General features: G+C 77.4%; 17 protein-coding genes and 1 pseudogene. 8 read left to right on the forward strand and 10 right to left on the reverse strand.

Annotated features, from left to right (window positions below; all coding sequences use genetic code 11):
* Positions 1 to 768 (reverse strand): annotated as a pseudogene (locus EDJALFJO_RS32705) (hypothetical protein); the annotation flags it as partial.
* A 165-nt stretch (positions 769 to 933) separates the two neighbouring features.
* On the opposite strand from EDJALFJO_RS32705, the gene EDJALFJO_RS32710 reads away from it, so the two are divergent.
* Entirely contained in the window at positions 934 to 1,503 is a 570-nt protein-coding gene (locus tag EDJALFJO_RS32710; RefSeq protein WP_088290821.1) for a hypothetical protein, read from the forward strand.
* Positions 1,504 to 1,527: 24 nt separating this feature from the next.
* Here the strand turns inward: EDJALFJO_RS32710 and EDJALFJO_RS32715 are convergent, their stop codons facing one another.
* The gene (locus tag EDJALFJO_RS32715; protein ID WP_088290843.1) at positions 1,528 to 1,791 is read right to left on the reverse strand and encodes a helix-turn-helix domain-containing protein; all 264 of its coding nucleotides are present in this window, start codon (positions 1,789 to 1,791) and stop codon (positions 1,528 to 1,530) included.
* A gap of 223 nt (positions 1,792 to 2,014) precedes the next feature.
* On the opposite strand from EDJALFJO_RS32715, the gene EDJALFJO_RS32720 reads away from it, so the two are divergent.
* The 4 genes from EDJALFJO_RS32720 (at position 2,015) to EDJALFJO_RS32735 (ending at position 5,912) form a co-directional block, all read left to right on the forward strand.
* Entirely contained in the window at positions 2,015 to 2,668 is a 654-nt protein-coding gene (locus EDJALFJO_RS32720; protein ID WP_088290822.1) for a hypothetical protein, read from the forward strand.
* Positions 2,665 to 4,089, forward strand: a complete 1,425-nt coding sequence (locus EDJALFJO_RS32725; protein WP_088290823.1) for a hypothetical protein — start codon at positions 2,665 to 2,667, stop codon at positions 4,087 to 4,089. Before EDJALFJO_RS32720 ends, EDJALFJO_RS32725 begins: the two co-directional genes overlap by 4 nt.
* Entirely contained in the window at positions 4,086 to 4,994 is a 909-nt protein-coding gene (locus tag EDJALFJO_RS35920; protein ID WP_088290824.1) for an HAD-IA family hydrolase, read from the forward strand. Before EDJALFJO_RS32725 ends, EDJALFJO_RS35920 begins: the two co-directional genes overlap by 4 nt.
* A 75-nt stretch (positions 4,995 to 5,069) precedes the next feature.
* Positions 5,070 to 5,912 (forward strand): VanW family protein, encoded by an 843-nt coding sequence (locus EDJALFJO_RS32735; protein WP_088290825.1) that lies wholly within the window; start codon positions 5,070 to 5,072, stop codon positions 5,910 to 5,912.
* Between the two features lie 27 nt (positions 5,913 to 5,939).
* On the opposite strand, the gene EDJALFJO_RS32740 is transcribed toward EDJALFJO_RS32735, so the two are convergent.
* Positions 5,940 to 7,262, reverse strand: a complete 1,323-nt coding sequence (locus tag EDJALFJO_RS32740; RefSeq protein ID WP_088290826.1) for a hypothetical protein — start codon at positions 7,260 to 7,262, stop codon at positions 5,940 to 5,942.
* The gene (locus tag EDJALFJO_RS36045) at positions 7,259 to 7,390 is read right to left on the reverse strand and encodes a hypothetical protein (protein WP_255392602.1); all 132 of its coding nucleotides are present in this window, start codon (positions 7,388 to 7,390) and stop codon (positions 7,259 to 7,261) included. Before EDJALFJO_RS36045 ends, EDJALFJO_RS32740 begins: the two co-directional genes overlap by 4 nt.
* 76 nt (positions 7,391 to 7,466) lie before the next feature.
* Here EDJALFJO_RS36045 and EDJALFJO_RS32745 point away from each other — a divergent pair, with 76 nt between their 5' ends.
* From EDJALFJO_RS32745 to EDJALFJO_RS32755, 3 genes are read left to right on the forward strand one after another with little or no spacing between them, the layout of a single operon-like run.
* Positions 7,467 to 8,945, forward strand: coding sequence for a wax ester/triacylglycerol synthase family O-acyltransferase (locus tag EDJALFJO_RS32745; RefSeq protein WP_088290827.1), 1,479 nt, complete (start codon positions 7,467 to 7,469; stop codon positions 8,943 to 8,945).
* Positions 8,942 to 9,997 (forward strand): patatin-like phospholipase family protein, encoded by a 1,056-nt coding sequence (locus EDJALFJO_RS32750; protein WP_088290828.1) that lies wholly within the window; start codon positions 8,942 to 8,944, stop codon positions 9,995 to 9,997. Before EDJALFJO_RS32745 ends, EDJALFJO_RS32750 begins: the two co-directional genes overlap by 4 nt.
* Positions 9,997 to 10,518, forward strand: a complete 522-nt coding sequence (locus EDJALFJO_RS32755; RefSeq protein ID WP_088290829.1) for a hypothetical protein — start codon at positions 9,997 to 9,999, stop codon at positions 10,516 to 10,518. The genes EDJALFJO_RS32750 and EDJALFJO_RS32755 overlap by 1 nt, the downstream gene beginning before the upstream one ends.
* 84 nt (positions 10,519 to 10,602) lie before the next feature.
* Here EDJALFJO_RS32755 and EDJALFJO_RS32760 read toward each other — a convergent pair whose 3' ends face one another.
* The 6 genes from EDJALFJO_RS32760 to EDJALFJO_RS32785 all read right to left on the reverse strand — a co-directional run bounded on the left by EDJALFJO_RS32760 (position 10,603) and on the right by EDJALFJO_RS32785 (position 16,789).
* Positions 10,603 to 10,947 carry a hypothetical protein gene (locus tag EDJALFJO_RS32760; protein ID WP_088290830.1) on the reverse strand — a complete coding sequence of 115 codons (345 nt, stop codon included), beginning with the start codon at positions 10,945 to 10,947 and terminating at the stop codon, positions 10,603 to 10,605.
* A gap of 140 nt (positions 10,948 to 11,087) precedes the next feature.
* Positions 11,088 to 12,113, reverse strand: coding sequence for a GNAT family N-acetyltransferase (locus EDJALFJO_RS32765; RefSeq protein ID WP_088290831.1), 1,026 nt, complete (start codon positions 12,111 to 12,113; stop codon positions 11,088 to 11,090).
* Positions 12,110 to 13,771 (reverse strand): diol dehydratase reactivase ATPase-like domain-containing protein, encoded by a 1,662-nt coding sequence (locus EDJALFJO_RS32770; RefSeq protein ID WP_088290832.1) that lies wholly within the window; start codon positions 13,769 to 13,771, stop codon positions 12,110 to 12,112. Before EDJALFJO_RS32770 ends, EDJALFJO_RS32765 begins: the two co-directional genes overlap by 4 nt.
* Positions 13,768 to 14,124, reverse strand: coding sequence for a diol dehydratase small subunit (locus tag EDJALFJO_RS32775; RefSeq protein WP_088290833.1), 357 nt, complete (start codon positions 14,122 to 14,124; stop codon positions 13,768 to 13,770). The genes EDJALFJO_RS32770 and EDJALFJO_RS32775 overlap by 4 nt, the downstream gene beginning before the upstream one ends.
* Positions 14,121 to 16,355, reverse strand: a complete 2,235-nt coding sequence (locus EDJALFJO_RS32780) for a propanediol/glycerol family dehydratase large subunit (protein ID WP_198950869.1) — start codon at positions 16,353 to 16,355, stop codon at positions 14,121 to 14,123. Before EDJALFJO_RS32780 ends, EDJALFJO_RS32775 begins: the two co-directional genes overlap by 4 nt.
* On the reverse strand, positions 16,352 to 16,789 hold the full coding sequence (locus tag EDJALFJO_RS32785) for a heme-binding protein (protein WP_198950870.1): 438 nt from the start codon (positions 16,787 to 16,789) through the stop codon (positions 16,352 to 16,354). Before EDJALFJO_RS32785 ends, EDJALFJO_RS32780 begins: the two co-directional genes overlap by 4 nt.
* Between the last annotated feature and the right edge of the window lie 10 nt (positions 16,790 to 16,799).

Below are 16,799 nucleotides of genomic sequence, written 5' to 3' on the forward strand. Positions count from 1 at the left end.
CGCCGACCCCGCCGCCGACCCCGCCACTGCCGGCACCGCGGCCGGGTCCGTGCCGGTCGTCGCGCGGGCGGAGGCCCGCACCGCGACCGCGGTCGCACCGGGACCGGCCGTCGTCATGGGGACCCGCACACCGGCCGGCGCACCCCACGACGGGTCGAGGCACGACCCGTCGACCGGGGCACACGCGGCGGGCGGGCCGGCCGCCGGGCCGGCGACCCGTGGTGCTGCCAGCGCGGGCCCGGCCCCGGCGAGGCTCAGCCCCACAGCGAGGACCACGGCCCGGCGCAGCCCGGCCGGCGCGGTCCGCCGGGCCACCCCCGACGCGGCCCGAGCGAGCAGACCGCCCGGCCGGTGCCGGGTGAGGAGCGCGGCACCGACGCTCGCGAGCACGGCGACCGCGAGCCACCAGGCGGCCGCGAGCGCCGCGCCGCCGGCGACGAGCGTCACGGCGTCCTCGATCCGGGCCGGGCCGGCCGCTCGGACACCGGACGCCGCCTGGCCGACGAGGACGCCGAGGCCACCGGTCGTCGTCACCCACACCGCCACGAGCGCGACGGCCCGGACGACCCGACCCGCCGTCCCGCCGTCGGGCCGCGGCGGCACCTGCCGGCGCGGGCGGACCCGCACCGGCGGTGCGGCCTCGCGCCGGCGGTCACGCCGCCCCCGGTCGGGGGCGGCCTCCCGGCTCCGCACCTGCTGCCCGACCCGTTGCCCGACCTGTTGCCCGACCTGTTGCCTGACCTGTTGCCCGCGCTGCACCCCGACCACGCCTCCACCCTTCTCATGCACTCGCCTGTGACCTCTGAACGACATTTGACGACGTTTGACGACGCTAGATGTCGAATGAGCGAGAATGATGCACGACGGAGCGGATCATGTCCACCGCGGTCGGGGCGCAGCTCGCCCGGCCGACCCGACCCCTAAGGTGATCTTGTGCGCTGGGAAGACCTGTTCGCCGACCTCGAGGCGTCCGTCGACGCCGAGGACAGGGCCGAGTTCGAGGCCGAGGTCGCCGACCTCGCGCGGGCCGAGCGGGCGCTGCTCTCGCTCGCCGACCGGCTGCGCGGCCACGACGACTGCACGCTGACGTTCCACCTCGCCGACGGGGACGAGGTGACGGGCCGGCTCCACGACGTGGGGCGGGACTGGGTCGCCGTCGCGGCCGGGTCACGGTCGGCACTCGTCCCGCTCGCCGCGGTCGTCGGCGTGGACGGGCTCACCCGGGCCGCGCAGGCGCCGCCGGACCCCGACGGGCCGCCGCCGCTGCGGGTCGGTCTGGGGACGGCGCTGCGCGTCCTCGCCCGGGACCGCGCCTACGTACGGGTTCGGGTGCGCGGGGGAGCGGTCGTCGCGGGCACGGTCGACCGGGTCGGGGCGGACCACCTCGACGTCGCCGTCCACCCCGCGGACGAGCCGCGCCGAGCAGCAGCCGTCAGCCGGGTGCGGTGCGTGCCGTTCGGTGCGGTCGTCGTCGTCCGCGGGGACGCCGAGCACCTGGCCTGACCCCGGGGCGCCGAGGTCCGGGGCTCAGTCCTCGTCGTCCGCCGCGCCGCCGGCGGCGACCTCGTCGACGCTGCGGCCGAGGGTGCCGCGCTCCTCGAGGAGGGCCTTCGTCTCGGCGTACTTGCGCTGGATGTATGCCTCGAACTCGCTCGCCTCGACGCGCCACTGGCCGCGGCCGCCGACCTTGATGGCCGGTAGCTCGCCGGTCTGGACGAGGGCGCGGGCGTGCCGGACGTTGATGTTCAGCTGCTCCGCGACATCGGCGAGCAGGAGGAACCGCGGCGGCACCGTCGACCTCCTCACGTCCGCCCGCACCACCGGCGGGCCGGCCGACATTCTGGCACGCGGCCCCGTGACGGCCCTCGACTCGTCCACAGGCCCGTCCGTGGGCGTGGTTGTCCACAGCCGGCCCTCGGACCGCATGACGGCGCGGCACGCGGGATGCCAGGATGGCGCCCGCCGCGAAGATCATCCGGATCGGTCCCGGGCGGCGGACGTGACGGGAGGCCACGTGAAGGACCTGCCCGCGCCCCCGGCGGCGCGGCTGCGCCGGCCGTCGTGGCGCGACACCCGGCTCCTCGTCGGGGTGCTGCTCGTGCTCGCCTCGGTCGCCGTCGGTGCCCGGGTCGTGGCGGCCGCCGACGACACGGTCGCCGTGTACGCCGCCGCGACGGCCCTGCCGGAGGGCAGCCGCGTCGAGCCCGTGAGCCTGCGCGTCGTGCGGGTCCGGCTGACCGGCGCGACGGCCGCGTACCTCGGCCCCGCGCAGGCGCTCCCGGCCGACGCCGTGCTGCTGCGCACCGTGGGGGCCGGCGAGCTCGTCCCCGCCGCGGCCGTCGGGACCGCGGCCGCCCTGACCCGGCGGCCGGTGACGATCCCGCTCGACGACGGGGTGCCGGCCGGGTTCGTGGTCGGCGGCCGGCTCGACGTCTGGGTGAGCGCACGGCAGCCCGACGCCGGCACCGGCCCCAGGTACGGTGCGCCGCAGCGGGTGGCGGAAGGCGCCGAGGTCTTCGCGGTGACGGCGGACGACGGCTCGCTCGGCGCGGTGCGCGCGTCCTCGGTGCAGGTGCTCCTCGGGCCGCAGGAGCTGCGCACGGTGCTCGACGCCTTCGCGAACGACGCCGAGGTGGCCGTCGTCCCCGTCCCCGGCGCGGCCCCGTGACCGTCCCGGTCCTCGTCGCCGTCGGCGGGCCGTGGGAGGCCCCGCTCGTCGCGGGCCTCGACCGTGCCGCCGGTGACCTCGCCGTCGTCCGCCGCTGCGCCGACCTCGCCGACCTCGTCGCGGCCGCCGAGGCCGGCCTGGCCCGGGCCGCGGTCGTCGCGTCCGACCTGCACCGGCTCGACCTCGACGCCGTCGCCCGGCTCCTCGGTGCCGGGGTCGCGGTCGTCGGCCTCGCGGACCCGGCGGACCAGGGCGCCGCCGCCCGGCTGGACCGCTTCGGGGTCGGCCGGGTCCTGCCGGCCGACGCTCCCGTCACCGACGTGGCCGCCGCGCTGCTCGCAGCGGTCGCGGCCCTGCCGGACGACGCGGCGTCCGTCGCGGCCCGGGCCGGCGCGCGCCGGGGCCGCGGCACCGGTCCTGGCCGGGGGCCCGACCCGGGCGCCGACGTCGCCGCCCTGCCGCCGCCGGCCGGTCCCGCGGTCCCCGGCCCGGCACCGGTGTCCCGGCACCTCTCGGACCCGGCCGACGCACTGGCCCCGCTGCCCCGGCTGCCGGTCGTCGTCGCCGGGGCCGCGGACCTGCCGTCCCGGCCCGGCGGTGGCACCGGTGCCGTCGTCGCGGTCTGGGGGCCGACCGGGGCCCCGGGCCGGACGACGCTCGCCGTCGGTCTCGCCGCCGAGACGGCCGCCCTCGGCCGTCCGACGATCGTCGCCGACGCCGACACGTACGGCCCGAGCATCGCCCAGGTGCTCGCTCTCCTCGACGAGTCGGCCGGTCTCGCGGCCGCGGTCCGGGCCGCCGCCCAGGGCGTCCTCGACCCGCAGCGCCTGGCCCGGCTCGCGCCCGTGGTCTGCCCGCACCTGCGGGTGCTCACCGGGCTGGCCCGCACCGCCCGCTGGCCGGAGCTGCGCCCGTCCGGGCTCGACGCCGTCTGGCGCACCTGCCGCGACGTCGCCGACTGGACCTTCGTCGACTGCGGCTTCGCGCTCGAGACCGACGAGGAGCTGACGTTCGACACCGCGGCCCCGCGCCGCAACGGCGCGACGCTCTCGGCGCTCGCCGCGGCCGACGTCGTCGTCGCCGTCGGCAGCGCCGACCCGGTCGGCCTGCAACGGCTCGTCCGCGGCCTCCAGGACCTCGCCGACGTCCGTGGCCCGGGCGCCGCACCGCCGCTCGTCGTCGTCAACCGGGTGCGGGCCGCTGCGGTCGGCCCGCGCCCCGAGCAACGGGTCCGGGACGCCGTGGCCCGCTACGCCGGGGTGCACGGCGTCCACCTCGTCCCCGACGACCGGCCCGCCCTCGACGAGGCGCTCCTCGCCGGCCGGACCCTCGTCGAGGCCGCACCGGCCTCGCCCGCCCGGCAGGCGCTCGCGGGGCTCGCCGCGGCACTCGGCGCCGTGGCTCCTAGCATGAGCGCGTGACCGACACCCCCGCCGACCCGACGACGGCCGTCCCACCGCACGACGCCACGGGCGAGGCCCCGCAGGCCGCCCGGGCGGGCACCCTCAAGGCGCTCGTCGTCGACTGGGGCGGCGTCCTCACCCCGCCGCTCGACGCCGCGATGGCGGCCTGGGCCGAGCGCGACGGGGTCGACCTCGGGCACTTCCGCGACGTCATGCGGGCCTGGGTCGGGCCCCGCCGCCCGGCCACCGAGGCGCTCGAGGGCAGCGTCGTCGGCCCCGGCCGCGGCGTCGTCCTGCCGTCCCGGGACGCCCTCCCCGCCCCCGGCTCGACCGGCCCGGTCGCCGACGTCGAGCAGTCCGGCGGCCCCGGCCCCGAGAACGGCGAGGACGGCGGGAGCGGCACGGCCGGAGACCCCCCGATGCTCTGGCTCTCCGGCGACTCGCCGGTCCACCGCCTCGAGCGCGGCGAGCTCCCGGTCGCCGAGTTCGACGCCGTCCTCGCGGCCCGGCTCGCCGAGCAGGGCTCGCCGGTCGCCGCGCCCGGGCTGACCCGGCGGATGCTCGGCGACCTCGAGCGCCTCGACGACTCGATGCTCGGCCTCGTCCGGCGGGCCCGCGACGCCGGCGTCCGCACCGCCCTGCTGTCGAACTCCTGGGGCAACGCGTACCCGACCGAGCTCATGGACGGCCTCTTCGACGCCGTCGTCATCTCCGGCGAGGTCGGGATGCGCAAGCCCGAGCTACGGATCTACCGGCACACCGTCGACCTGCTCGGCCTCGAGCCAGGGGAGTGCGTCATGGTCGACGACCTGCCGCACAACGTCAGCGCGGCCGCCGCAGCCGGCATGGTCGGTGTCCTGCACCGCACGTACGACGAGACCCTCGGCGAGCTCGAGATCCTCTTCGACCGCCCGCTGCGCTGACGGCGGGCAACCTGCGGACGATCTCCGGCGTCCCCCGGACGGCGGCGTGCGCAGCGCCGGGACCGGGGGACGACCATGCGAGCACCGACGACGTCCGCGGCGACCGGCCGGGGGACGCGCCTGCGCGACGCGCTCCGCCCGGTCGCCGGCCCCGCGGTCCGGCGCGCGACCCGCGAGCTGGACTGGTTGCGGCACCGGGCCGCGCTGCGGCTCACCACAGCACCGGCGGGTGACCATCCGTACCCCGTCGCCGAGCACGCGACGCCGCTGTACCGCCGGCTCGCCGGGCTCGAGGACCGGCTCCAGCAGGGCAAGGCCGTCAACCTGCGGATCGCGGCGGGCCGGCTCGACGGGCTCGTCCTGCCGCCCGGCGGCCGGTTCTCGTTCTGGCGGCACGTCGGCCCGCCGAGCCGCCGCCGCGGCTTCGCGACCGGGCTCGTCCTCGACAAGGGCCGGCTCGCCGAGGGCGTCGGCGGGGGCCTGTGCCAGTGCACGAACCTCCTCTACTGGATGACCCTCCACACCCCGCTCACCGTCGTCGAACGCTGGCGGCACAGCTACGACGTCTTCCCCGACAACGGCCGGACCCAGCCGTTCGGCAGCGGCGCGACGTGCGCGTGGCCCTCGCTCGACCTCCAGGTGGAGAACCGGACGGCGGACACCTTCCGGCTGGCCCTGGAGGTCACCGGCACCCACCTCGTCGGCGCCTGGACCGCGGACGCCCCGGCCGTCGCCCGCTACGAGCTCTACGAGCAGACCCATCTCATGACGAACGACCTGCCCGGCGTCTTCACCCGGCACAACGTGCTGCGGCGCAAGGTGTTCGCGCTCGACGGCACACCGGTCGCCGACGAGCCGCTCACCGAGAACCACGCCCGGCTCATGTACCAGCCGTTCCTCGAGGGGCCGCGCTCCTGAGCGCGGAACACGCTGCCGCGAGCCCGTTCAGCCGGCGAACAGCAGGAACAGCCCCGTGCACGTCAGCGTCACCATGAGCACGAGCAGCGGGACCTGACCGAGCACGGCCCGGGCCCGCGGGAACAGCGCGACGGCCCGGTCGTGCGCGACGACGACGCCGAGCACGTGCCCGACGACGATCGCGACCACCTGCAGGTTCGCGACGATCCCCGGCGTCACGAGTGCGGCGCTCGGCTGCATCCCGGCGGTGCCGAGCCAGTCCGCGCCGGTGCCGAGCGGGTCGGTGAGCTTGACGAAGGCGTTCTGGCCCTCGAGCACGAGGAACGAGTAGTAGTGCGCGACGACGTACCCCAGCGCGACCGGGACCACCGAGGGCGCGAGCAGCCCCGGCACCGCACGGACGTCGTCCGCCCCGCCGAGCCGCCCGGCCGCGAGCGCGCACGCCACGAGCAGTCCCGCGACCGCGCCGATCGTGAGCAGCAGCCCCGCCGTCGCGACGAGCGTGCGCGACACCGGCTGGGACTGCACGAACGTCACCCACACCGTCGACCCGGAGAGGCCGTCGTACACCGTCGACCCGAGCATGACGCTGACCGTCGCCACGAGCCCGGGTGCCGGGGCGACCGCGTCCAGGCCGGCGAGCGGGGCCCGGAGCACGAGGGTGCCGTCGGGCCGGCGGCCGAGCGGGGAGATCCGCGCGTAGAGGCCGGACCACACCTCGAAGGCGTCGCCGCGGTCGAACCAGCGGCTGCCGAAGGTGAACGCCGCGACGAGGTGCACGGCTGCGTAGAGCCCGATCGCCCAGCGCAGGGCGGGCAGCGTCGTCGAGTCCTCGTACGCGAGCTCGAACCAGGCGAACGCCCCGAGCCCGACGGCCCCCGGCCACCAGCCGGTCCCGGCGGGCAGCGGTCGGACGCCGTCGGCCGGGTCGAGCCCGGCGGCCCGGTTCACCAGCGCGTGGAGCGCGCGCAGCGGGTTGACCCGCCGCCAGACCGGCCCGACGAGCACGGACACCGGCACGACGCCGACCCACAGGAGCACGAAGACCACCCACGGCACAGGGTTGTTCGCGTCGTCCGGCCCGAGCAGGAGCGCCAGCAGCGTCCAGCCGGTCGCGAGCAGCCCGAGCCCCGCGAGCACGACCCGCGTCGCCCGTGAGTCGAGGAGGGCGGCGGCCCACCCGGGCAGGGGTCGCCCGGCGGCCGCCGCGGGCAGCCGCGGCGTGTGCCACAGGACGCCGAGCGCGACGAACGAGACGACGACGGCGACCGCGGCCCCCGCGACGGCCCAGCCGAGCGGCAGCGGCAGGTCTTCCCGGCCGCCGATGCCGTGCGCGAGGACGACGGTCACCGGACGGCGGCCCGGGCGGCCGCGGGCACGACGGGCAGGACGGCGGGCGGGACGTCCGGCACGGGCGCGGCGGGGTGGACGGATGCCCGGCCGGACGCGGACGACGGCACGGTGAGCGGTGGACGCACGGGACAAACCCTACGGGGGCCCGAGGTGGCAGGATCGAGCCGTCGCGTCCCGCCGTCCGGGGAAGGAGGTCCGACCGTGCCCGACCGGCTCTCGCCGCTCGACGTGTCCTTCCTCTACCTCGAGGAGCCGACCACGCCGATGCACGTCGGCAGCGTCATGATCCTCGAGCCGCCCCGCGGGGGGCTCGACTTCGACCGCCTCGTCCAGCACGTCGCCGCCCGGATCGCCCTCGTCCCGCGGTACCGGCAGCGCGTCCGGTGGGTGCCGGCACGGCTCGGCAACCCGGTCTGGGTGGACGACGAGCGCTTCGACATCAGCTACCACGTCCGGCGGTCGGCCCTGCCTCGGCCGGGGACGCCCCAGCAGCTCGCCGAGCTCGTCGCCCGGCTGCAGGCCCGCCCGCTCGACCGCGGCCGTCCGCTCTGGGAGCTCATCCTCGTCGAGGGCCTCGCCGACGGCCGGGTCGCGGTCGTCACCAAGGTGCACCAGGCGCTCGTCGACGGCGTCCACGCGGTCGACCTCGGCCAGGTCGTCCTCGACGTCAGCGCCGACCACCCGACCCCGCCGACGCACACGTGGAGCCCGTCCCCGGAGCCGAGCTCCGTCGAGCTCGTCGTCTCGGCCGTCGCGGACGCCGTCCGCCGCCCGCAGGCCGTCGTCGACACCGTGCGCGCCGGCGTCGGGGACGCCCGCGAGACCGCGGGCAAGGCGTTCGAGGCGCTCACCGGGCTCGTCTTCACCGCCCGGTCGGCGACCCGTTCGCTGCCCCGCAGCCCGCTGAACCGCGACGTCACCGAGCACCGCCGGTTCGCCATGGTCGCGACCGACCTCGAGGACTACCGCCGGATCCGCAACCACCTCCTCGCCGGTCCGGCGAGCCGCCGCCGGCGCCGGGTCGCGGGCGGCCGGGACGTGCCGGTCGCGGCCGCAGTCCCCGCCGTGACGACGAGCGTCAACGACGTCGTCCTCGCGACCCTCGCCGGTGCCCTGCGGGCCTGGCTGCTCACCCGCGGCGCCTCGGTGCAGCCGGCCAGCGTCGTCCGCGCCCTGGTCCCGATGAGCATGCGCGTCGTCGAGCCGGGGGACTCCGGCGCCGTCGGCAGCCGGGTCGGGTCGCTGCTCGTCGACCTGCCGACCGGCGAGGCGAGCCCGCTCATGCGGGTGCACCAGGTCGCCTACCAGACCAAGGCCCACCGGGAGGCGGGCCAGGCCGTCGCCGCCCCGGCGCTCGCGGGCCTCGCCGGCTTCGCCCCGCCGACCCTGCACTCGCTGGGCGCACGGGTCGCCAGCGGCCTGTCGCACCGCCTCTTCAACCTCGTCGTCACGAACGTCCCCGGCCCGCAGCAGCCGCTGTACGTCGTCGGGGCCCGGATGCTCTCGACGTACCCGGTCATCCCGCTGGCCCGCTCGCAGTCGCTGGCGATCGGCCTCACGTCGTACGACGGCGGCGTCTACTACGGCCTCAACGCCGACCGCGAGGCGATGCCCGACCTCGAGGTCCTCGCGCAGTGCATCAAGGAGTCGCTCGCCGAGCTCAAGGAGGCGGCCCGGTGACCCGTTGGGGGCTCGTCCTCGGCGGCGGCGGGGTGCTCGGCGGCGCGTGGATGGTCGGTGCCCTGACCGCCCTCGAGCAGGTGCACTCGGTCGACGCCCGGGACGCCGAGGTGATCATCGGGACGTCGGCCGGCTCGGTCATGGCGGCCATGCTCGGTGCCGGTGTGAGCGTCGAGGAGCTGCGCGCCCACCAGCTCGGCGAAGCGGTGACGAGCGGCCCGCTCGCCGAGAGCGACTGGAACTACGACACCTCCACGGGCGGCCCGCTGCCGCCCTTCCCGCGGCTCACCCCGGGCAGCACGGGACTGTTCACCCACAACATGGGGCGGCTGCGCCGGCTCCCGCCGACCGCCGTCCTGTCGGCGTTCCTGCCCGAGGGCCGCGGCCGGCTGGACGCCGTGGGCCGGCTCATCGGTGCCCTCGTCCCGTCCGGCTGGGCCGCGCACCCGGGGGTGCGGACCGTCGCGATGGACTACGAGTCGGGGCGGCGGACGGCGTTCGGCGCGCCGGGCGCACCACCGGCCGACCTCGCGGAGGCGGTCATGGCCTCGTGCGCGATCCCCGGCTGGTACACCCCGGTGACGATCGGCGGCCGGCGCTACGTCGACGGCGGCGCCTGCTCGGCGACGAACGTCGACCTCGCCGCGGGGCTGGGGCTCGACGAGGTGTTCGTCCTCGCGCCGATGGTCTCGTTCGCGTTCGACAGCCCCACCCACTGGCGGGCCATGGCGGAGCGGCGCTGGCGCGGCCGGGTCACCCGCCGCTGCCTGCGCGAGGTGGCCAAGGTGCACGCGGGCGGCACCGACGTCACGGTCATCGGGCCCGGGCCGGAGGACCTCGAGGCGATCGGCGCGAACCTCATGGCCGTCGAGCGCCGCCGCACCGTGCTGGAGACCTCGCTCCTCACGTCGACCCGGGCCCTCGGGGACCCCGAGCCGCTGCAGCACCTGCCCGCCCCCGTCCGGGAGCAGGAGCAGGACGTCGACCCGACGGGTCCGGACCCGGACCACGACGGGGGCTCCGCGCGAGCGCACCTGGAGGAAGCCGGCTGATGCGCGTCTACCTGCCCGTCACCCTGCCGCTGCTCGCGGCGGCCCACTCGGACGGCGCGCTGCGCCCGGGGGAGTGGGCCAAGCCGCTGCACGACGACGCGGCCGCCGCCCTCGTCGGCTACGCCGTGACGCCCGCGGTCCGCGAGTGGTACGTCGAGGGCGACCTCGAGGAGCTCGAGTTCACGGCGATGACCGACGCCGCGCAGGCCGTCCTGCGGCTGCTCGCCGCGGACCCGTCCGCGCCGCGCCGCCGCGTCGTCCTCGCCGCCGACGTCCCGGACGGTGCGGTCCGCCCGGCCGGCGGCGGCCGCTCGCAGGTGCTCGTCGCCGCGGACGTCGCGCTCGCGGGCGTCGCGAGCGTGCACGTCGACGAGGCGGGCGTCGAGGGGACCGTCGAGGCGGCGGTCGCCGCGCTGCCCGCCGCGGACGCGGGCGACGACGACGCGCAGTTCGCCCTCGACGAGGCCGAGGCGAACGACCTGCTCTGGTACGACGTCACGGAGATCCCCGACCTGCTCTGAGCGGGCGGACGCCCGCTGCGGGCCACCGTCCGGAGCATGGCGGACGGGCCCGGACGGCGAGCCGCCCTCGTCGGACCGCGGGGCTCAGAGGACGTTGAGCCGGCGCCCCAGGTTCACGGTGTCGGTCGTGCCGTTCGGGTAGCCGATGTCGCACATCCACGTGGGCAGCGGCGTCCACTCCAGGCGCACCTCGAGAGTGCTCGGTGCGTCGCCCTCCGGCCGCGACGGGTCGGTCGCCGTCAGAGCTGCGTCGGCCTCCATAGCGGTCGCCTTGCAGCGGTCCGCCGCCCAGCTGCGGTCGGAGGCGACGCCCTGCGCGAGGCCCGCGCCGCTGACGGCCACCATGGCCAGCACCACCGCGACGACGACGGCCGGCCGGCGGAGCCGGCCCGCGGTCGGGGGCGCTTCGGGCGCCGTGCTCGTGGTCATGTCAGATCCTTCCCCTGGGTGATCCTGCACGGCTCTTGGCCGCTGCACGGAGGACGCTCGAGGGCGCGGGGACGTTGCAGGCGCTGATGCAGCGGCGCCCGCGGCTGACCGGCCGCGACCGGCGTGGGGCGTGCCCCGGATCAGCCGGTGCCGGCCGCGTCGAGGTGCCGCACCATCCGGACCTCGCCCTCGGGCCGGTAGTCGTGCACCCCGGGCGGCGGCTCCTCCTCGACGAACCCGAGGCCGGCGTACACCGCCCGCGCCCGGGTGTTCGCGAGCACGACCCACAGCGTGACCCGCTCGAACCCGTCGCGCCGCGCCTGGGTGCAGACGGTGTCGACGAGCACCCGCGCGACGCCCCGCCCCCGGGCCGCCGGCGCGACCCACATGCCGTACATGTGCAGGCCCCCGGGCGGTGCGCCCTCCTCCTCGAAGGTCCCGAGGCAGCCGAGGACGTCGCCCGTGCCACGGTCGACGGCGATCCGCATCGACGCCCGCTCCGCGCCCTGGCGCCAGCGGGTCTCGTCGTACGCGGCCTCCGCCGCGTACGTCGAGTAGAACGCGTCCGGGTCGCTGCGCAGGGCCGCGAGGCGGACGTGGCGCAGCACCTGCCACTCGTCCGCGGCCGCGATCGTCCGGACGGCGACGTCCACCGGCGGCACGAGGCGGAGCCCCAGCCGGACCTCGCCCGCGCACTCGTGCCCCGACTGGGCGGCCGGGGTCGGCACCGGCACGAAGCCGAGCCGCTCGTACGCCGCCCGGGCCCGCTCGTTCGAGCGCATGACCCACAGCGTGAGCCACCGCGCGCCGGCCGCCCGTGCGTCGGCCGCGACGGCGTCGACGAGCCGGTCGACGAGCCCTGCCCCGCGGTGCCCGGGGGCCACCCACAGCGAGGCGAGCACCCGCTCGCCGTCCGCCGCGCCGTCCTCGGTCCCGGTCCGGACCACCCCGACCGGCCCGCCGCCGGCCTCGTCGCCGGCCTCGTCGACGGCAAGGAACCAGGCGAACGCCTCGACCCGCTGTCGCCAGTCCTGCTCGGTCCGCCCCGCCTCGTCGTCCGTCGTCGACCCGAAGGCGTCCGGGTCCGTCCGCAGCGTGGCCAGGCGCACCTCGCGGACGAGCCGCCAGTCGTCCGGCGCGGCCCGTCGGATCTGCACGTCGCTCATGTCCCCAGTCTGCCCTCGGCGCCGTCCGCGGCGAGCACCGTGAGCCCGTACGCGACGGCCCACCGGTGCCCGAGCGCACCGGTCCCGCTGCCGCCCGCGACGTCCGCCCGCCCGACGGCGCAGCCGCCCAGGGCCGTGTCGAGCACCCGCAGCAGCTCGGCGTCCCCGGCGACGCCGCCGACGAGGACGACGTCCCGCCCGGCGAGCGGCCGGCCCGCGGCCGCGACCAGCCGGGAGACGTTGTCCCCCAGGGCGACCCGCTTCGCGCGCAGCCGCAGCGCCCGCCACTGCGAGGGATCCAGGCGACGGGCGAACGGCAGCAGCCCTGCCGGTCCGGGGACGACGAGGCTGCCCACGGCGTCGGACGGCGCGGGCCGGTCGGCGAAGCGCCGCTCGCCGTCCTCGCCGACGAGCACGTGCGGACCCTCGAGCCGGGACGACGGCCCGCGCTTGACCCAGTCGGCCGCGCCCCGGGAGCACCCGGCGAGCCGGGCGACGGCCGCGGTGACGAGCTCGCCCGCCCCGGCCGCGACGTGCTCGCCGTCGGGCAGCACGAGGTCGAGCGTCCCGCCGCCGAGGTCGAGGACGACGGCGTCCGGCCGCACGCCGGGCGTCGTCAGCGCACCCGCCCGGGCCGCGGCCGCCTCCGACGCGACGACGGCGACGGGCACCCCGAGCACCTGCGCGACGACGCCGCTCACGTCGTGCGCGCCGCCGTCCGGCGCCGGCTCGAGACGGGCGAGGACGGCCCCGAGCGGCTCCGGCCCGCGGCGCCCCTCGACGTCGGCGACCACGGCGTCGAGGTCGACGAGCCACGTCGCGAGCAGGTCGTCGCCGGCGGCGGTGGGAGCGGCCGGCGCGGGCCGGGGGACCGGCGCGGCCGTCCGGTCCAGCCCGACGACGGCGCTGCGGGCGTCGGCGAGCACCCGGGATGCGGCGAGGGCGGCGGGCCGCTCGGCGTCGGTGAGGGCGAAGGCCGCGACGACGTGCAGCGGGTCGACAGCGGCGCGCAGCACGCCGTCCGCCGGCGCGACCTCGACGAGCAGCCGGGTGCAGCGCAGCGCCGCAGCGATGTCGGCCCGGTCGGCGACCGGGACCCCGTCGGGCAGCCCCGGCACCCGCGCGGCCAGGAGCACCCCCTCGTCGGCGCCGAGGAGCACGGCGGCGACCCGGGCTCCCGCGGCGAGCAGCGCCGCCACCCGGGCGGCCGCCTCCCGGAACGGCACGTCGGGCGGGACCACGAGCACGACCGGCTCCCCGGCCGGCGGGTCCGCGGCGACCGGGACCGGCCGGCCCGCACCGACCCCGGGGCGGCCCGGGGTACGCGCCCGGCCGCCGGCGACGACGAGCGGCGCGACGTCGGGACGTTCGCGCTCGACCTCCACGGTCGACGTCTCGACCGCGCGCTGGGGCGCGACGACGCCGGCCCCGACGACGAGCCCCGCCCGGCGCGCGGTCCGGGCCGCGAGGTCGGCGGCGGCCCGTGCGGCGGCCGCGGAGCCCTTGCGGCCCCGGGTCGGCGCCCGGTCGTGCGCGAGCGGCCGCGGCGGCCCGTCGCGCAGGACCTCGACGAGGACGACCTCGGTCGTCGAGTTCCCGACGTCGATCCCCGCGACGACCGTGCCGGCCGGAAGGGCTGCCGGGAGGGCCGCCGTCACCGGGTGCGGAGCAGCCCGCGCCGGGCGTAGACGGCCGCCGCCTCCCGGACGAACGCGGCGTTGCGGACGGCGCCGCGGGCCTCGAGCGAGGCCGCGGCCTCCTCGAGCTCCTCGGCGGTGGCCCGGCGCGGCCGCAGCAGCTCGTAGAGCGCGAGCACCTCGTCGTCCGGCACGTCGACGAGCTCCGCGGCCCGTTCGAAGTTCTCGCCGAGCTGGCCGTTCGCGTGCGCCCGGGCGACCCCCGCCTGGTGGCGCAGGGTGTCCGGGGTGATGCGGAAGTCGTCCATCGACACCGTCGCGGCCCGCACGCCCTCGAGGAGCGCGTCCACGTCGGCACCCACCGGGTCGGTCATACGAGCTCCAGCTCTTCCGGCGGGGTCGTGCCGCTGCACGTCCGCTCGATGGCCACGAGGGAGACGACCTTGGTGTGGTACCTCGCCTCGATCGCCTCGTCCGAGTAGGGGTTGCGCGCCGGCTCCGGGGTCGCGCCCTTCGCGTGCCGGCCGGCGTTCGACCCGAGCAGCCGGTAGAGCGGCCCGTCCACGGTGGGCGCGACGCTGTAGAGCTCGAGGTTCGCCAGCGGGGAGAGGTCGCGCCGGTGGATGAGCGCGGTCCCCTTGGCCTGCAGCCCGATCCCGATGCCGGAGCCGGCGAGCCGGGCAGCGGTCAGCCCGACGAGACCGAGGTCGATCGTGTCGTTGACCCGGACGATCCGGCCCCGGCAGCCCTCCTCCTCCAGGCCCGCGAGCAGCTCGTCGAGGACGTCGACGACGGCCAGCCCCGACAGCGTCGTCCAGATCGCCCGCCCGACGGCGGGGGAGACCCCGATGACGACGTCCCGCGGGTCGGAGCCCGCGGCCGCCGGGCCGACGACCCGCAGCCGGTCGCTCGCCCCGTGCGCCTGCTCGGCGCGCAGGTCGGCGACCGAGCGCTGCTGCCGGACGGCGTCGATCTGCGCCTGCCGGGCCGGGGTCGGCTCGTAGCCGGTGCCGGGCCCCGCGTAGTCGTTCGGGTCGGTGACGAGCGAGAGCACCTCGAAGTCCTCGTCGAAGATCGCCGCGGTCTGCAGGTAGTCGCCCGCGACCCGGGCCCGCAGCAGCCGCAGCAGCCGGCGGGCCTCCTCGTCGAAGCCGCAGACATCGAGCGCGGCGACGACGTCGACCATCGTCAGGCCGGTCTCGGTGATCATCCGGGACGCCGTGAGCGGGGCCATGAGGTCCGCCGCGGGGACGTCCTTCGAGCCTGCCGCGTCGACCGCCTGCGCGGCCCACACGTCGTCGAGGTCGGCGAGGCCGAGGTGCCGGTAGACCGCCTGCACCGCCTCGACGGCCCGCTGCCGCAGCCGGGCCACGTCGTCGTGCTCCGCCGTCCGCAGGCCGCCGTCGACGCCCCAGTCGCGCTGCATGACGAGGTAGTCGTCGACGTCCTCGGCGTTCCACTGCGAGGGCCCGAACATGTTGTCGTAGCGCTGGATCGAGCCGAACCCGCTGCAGACGAAGTCCGTGCCGGCGAGGAAGATCGGCATCGTCCGCGAGGTCCGCCGGACGTCGGACTCGCTCATGAGCGCGTCGTTGCCGGTGCACGCCTCGAGCCCACGGGCCATGACCATGAGGTTCTCGGCCATGAGCGAGCGGACGCCGCGCGGCACCGCGCCGGCCACGGAGGCCGAGTCGATCCCGCCGTTCTGCACGCCCTGCGCGCCGATCGCGCGGGCCAGGGCGACGCAGCGGGCCTCGAGGTAGAACATCGACCGGCCCTCGGCGCCGCCCATGAGGGCCTCGGCGCCACCACCGCTCGTGACGCGCATCTTCACCCCGCGCGAGGCGTAGGCGCTCGTGAGGAACGCCTTGCTCCAGGGGGTGTCGTCGCCGTCGACGAAGATCTGCTCGGTGCCGTAGAGCGACACCGTCTCGGCGTAGGAGACGAGGCCGCGCATCCCGAGCGCGAGCTCGGTGGCCTCCTCGACGCTGCACTGCACGAGCACCCCGGGGGACCCGACGGCCGCGCCGACCGACACCGCGACCGCGTTGCTCGGGGCGTCCCCGGCGACGGGCACCGTCGTCTCGATCTCGCGGAACCCGAACGCGGCCGCCGTCGCGGCGTCCGCAGCGAGCAGGAGCGGGTCGTCGCTGCGGTTCGTCACGTGCGCCTGGTTGGACGGCGTCCGGCGGGCGCGCATCTTCGTCATGGCGATCGTCAGCTCGGCCGGGCGCAGCAGCGTCAGCACGCGGGCGAGCTTGGCCGGGGTCGTCCCGGCGCACAGCCGCACCACCTCGGCGCGCGGCACCCCGGGGTCGACGAGCATCCGGGCCAGCGCGAGGTCGGGTGTCGCCATCGCCTCGTCCGCGACGTCGAGGTCGATCCCGTGGCGGGCGACGAACTCGTCGACGACGTCGAAGTCCGCCTCGGCCCGGCCGTCGAGCTCGACGACCCGGCCGTCCCGGACGACGAGCGACGGCTCCGGGTCGTCGGGGGCGGCGAAGGCGACGAGTCCGAGCGCGGCGTCCTCGACGGCGAACCCGTCGAGGTTCACGCGCTGCTGGTCCATGAACCGGAAACGGCCCAGTCTCGGCTGCTCGCTCACGGTCGGGTCTCCTCCACCAGGAAGAGCGCGGCGGCGGCCTCGGCGCACGTCTCGTCCTGCTCCGCCGTCCCGCCGCTGACGCCGACCCCGCCGACGACGCGCTCGCCCGACCACAGCGGGAGCCCGCCGCCGAAGCAGACGTAGCGGCCGCCGTCCGCCGAGTGCATCCCGACGAGGTCGCCTCCCGGGGCGACGAGCGGGCCGAGCTCGGCCGTCGCGATGCGGTGCGCGACGGCGGTGTACGCCTTGTCCCGGGCCAGGGCCGGCCCCGCGATCTCGGCGCCGTCCATCCGCTCGAAGGCGACGAGGTGGCCGCCGGCGTCGACGACGGCGACGGAGACGAGCGCCCCGAGCCGGCCGGCCGTCGCCCGGGCCGCCTCGCACATCCGGCGCGCCAGCTCGAGGTCCACGACGGTGAGGGTGAGACGAGCCATGGTGCAGCCT

Origin of the sequence: Kineosporia sp. A_224 (assembly GCF_002198655.1) — a bacterium.
In the GTDB taxonomy this organism is placed as follows: Bacteria; Actinomycetota; Actinomycetes; order Actinomycetales; family Kineosporiaceae; genus R-H-3.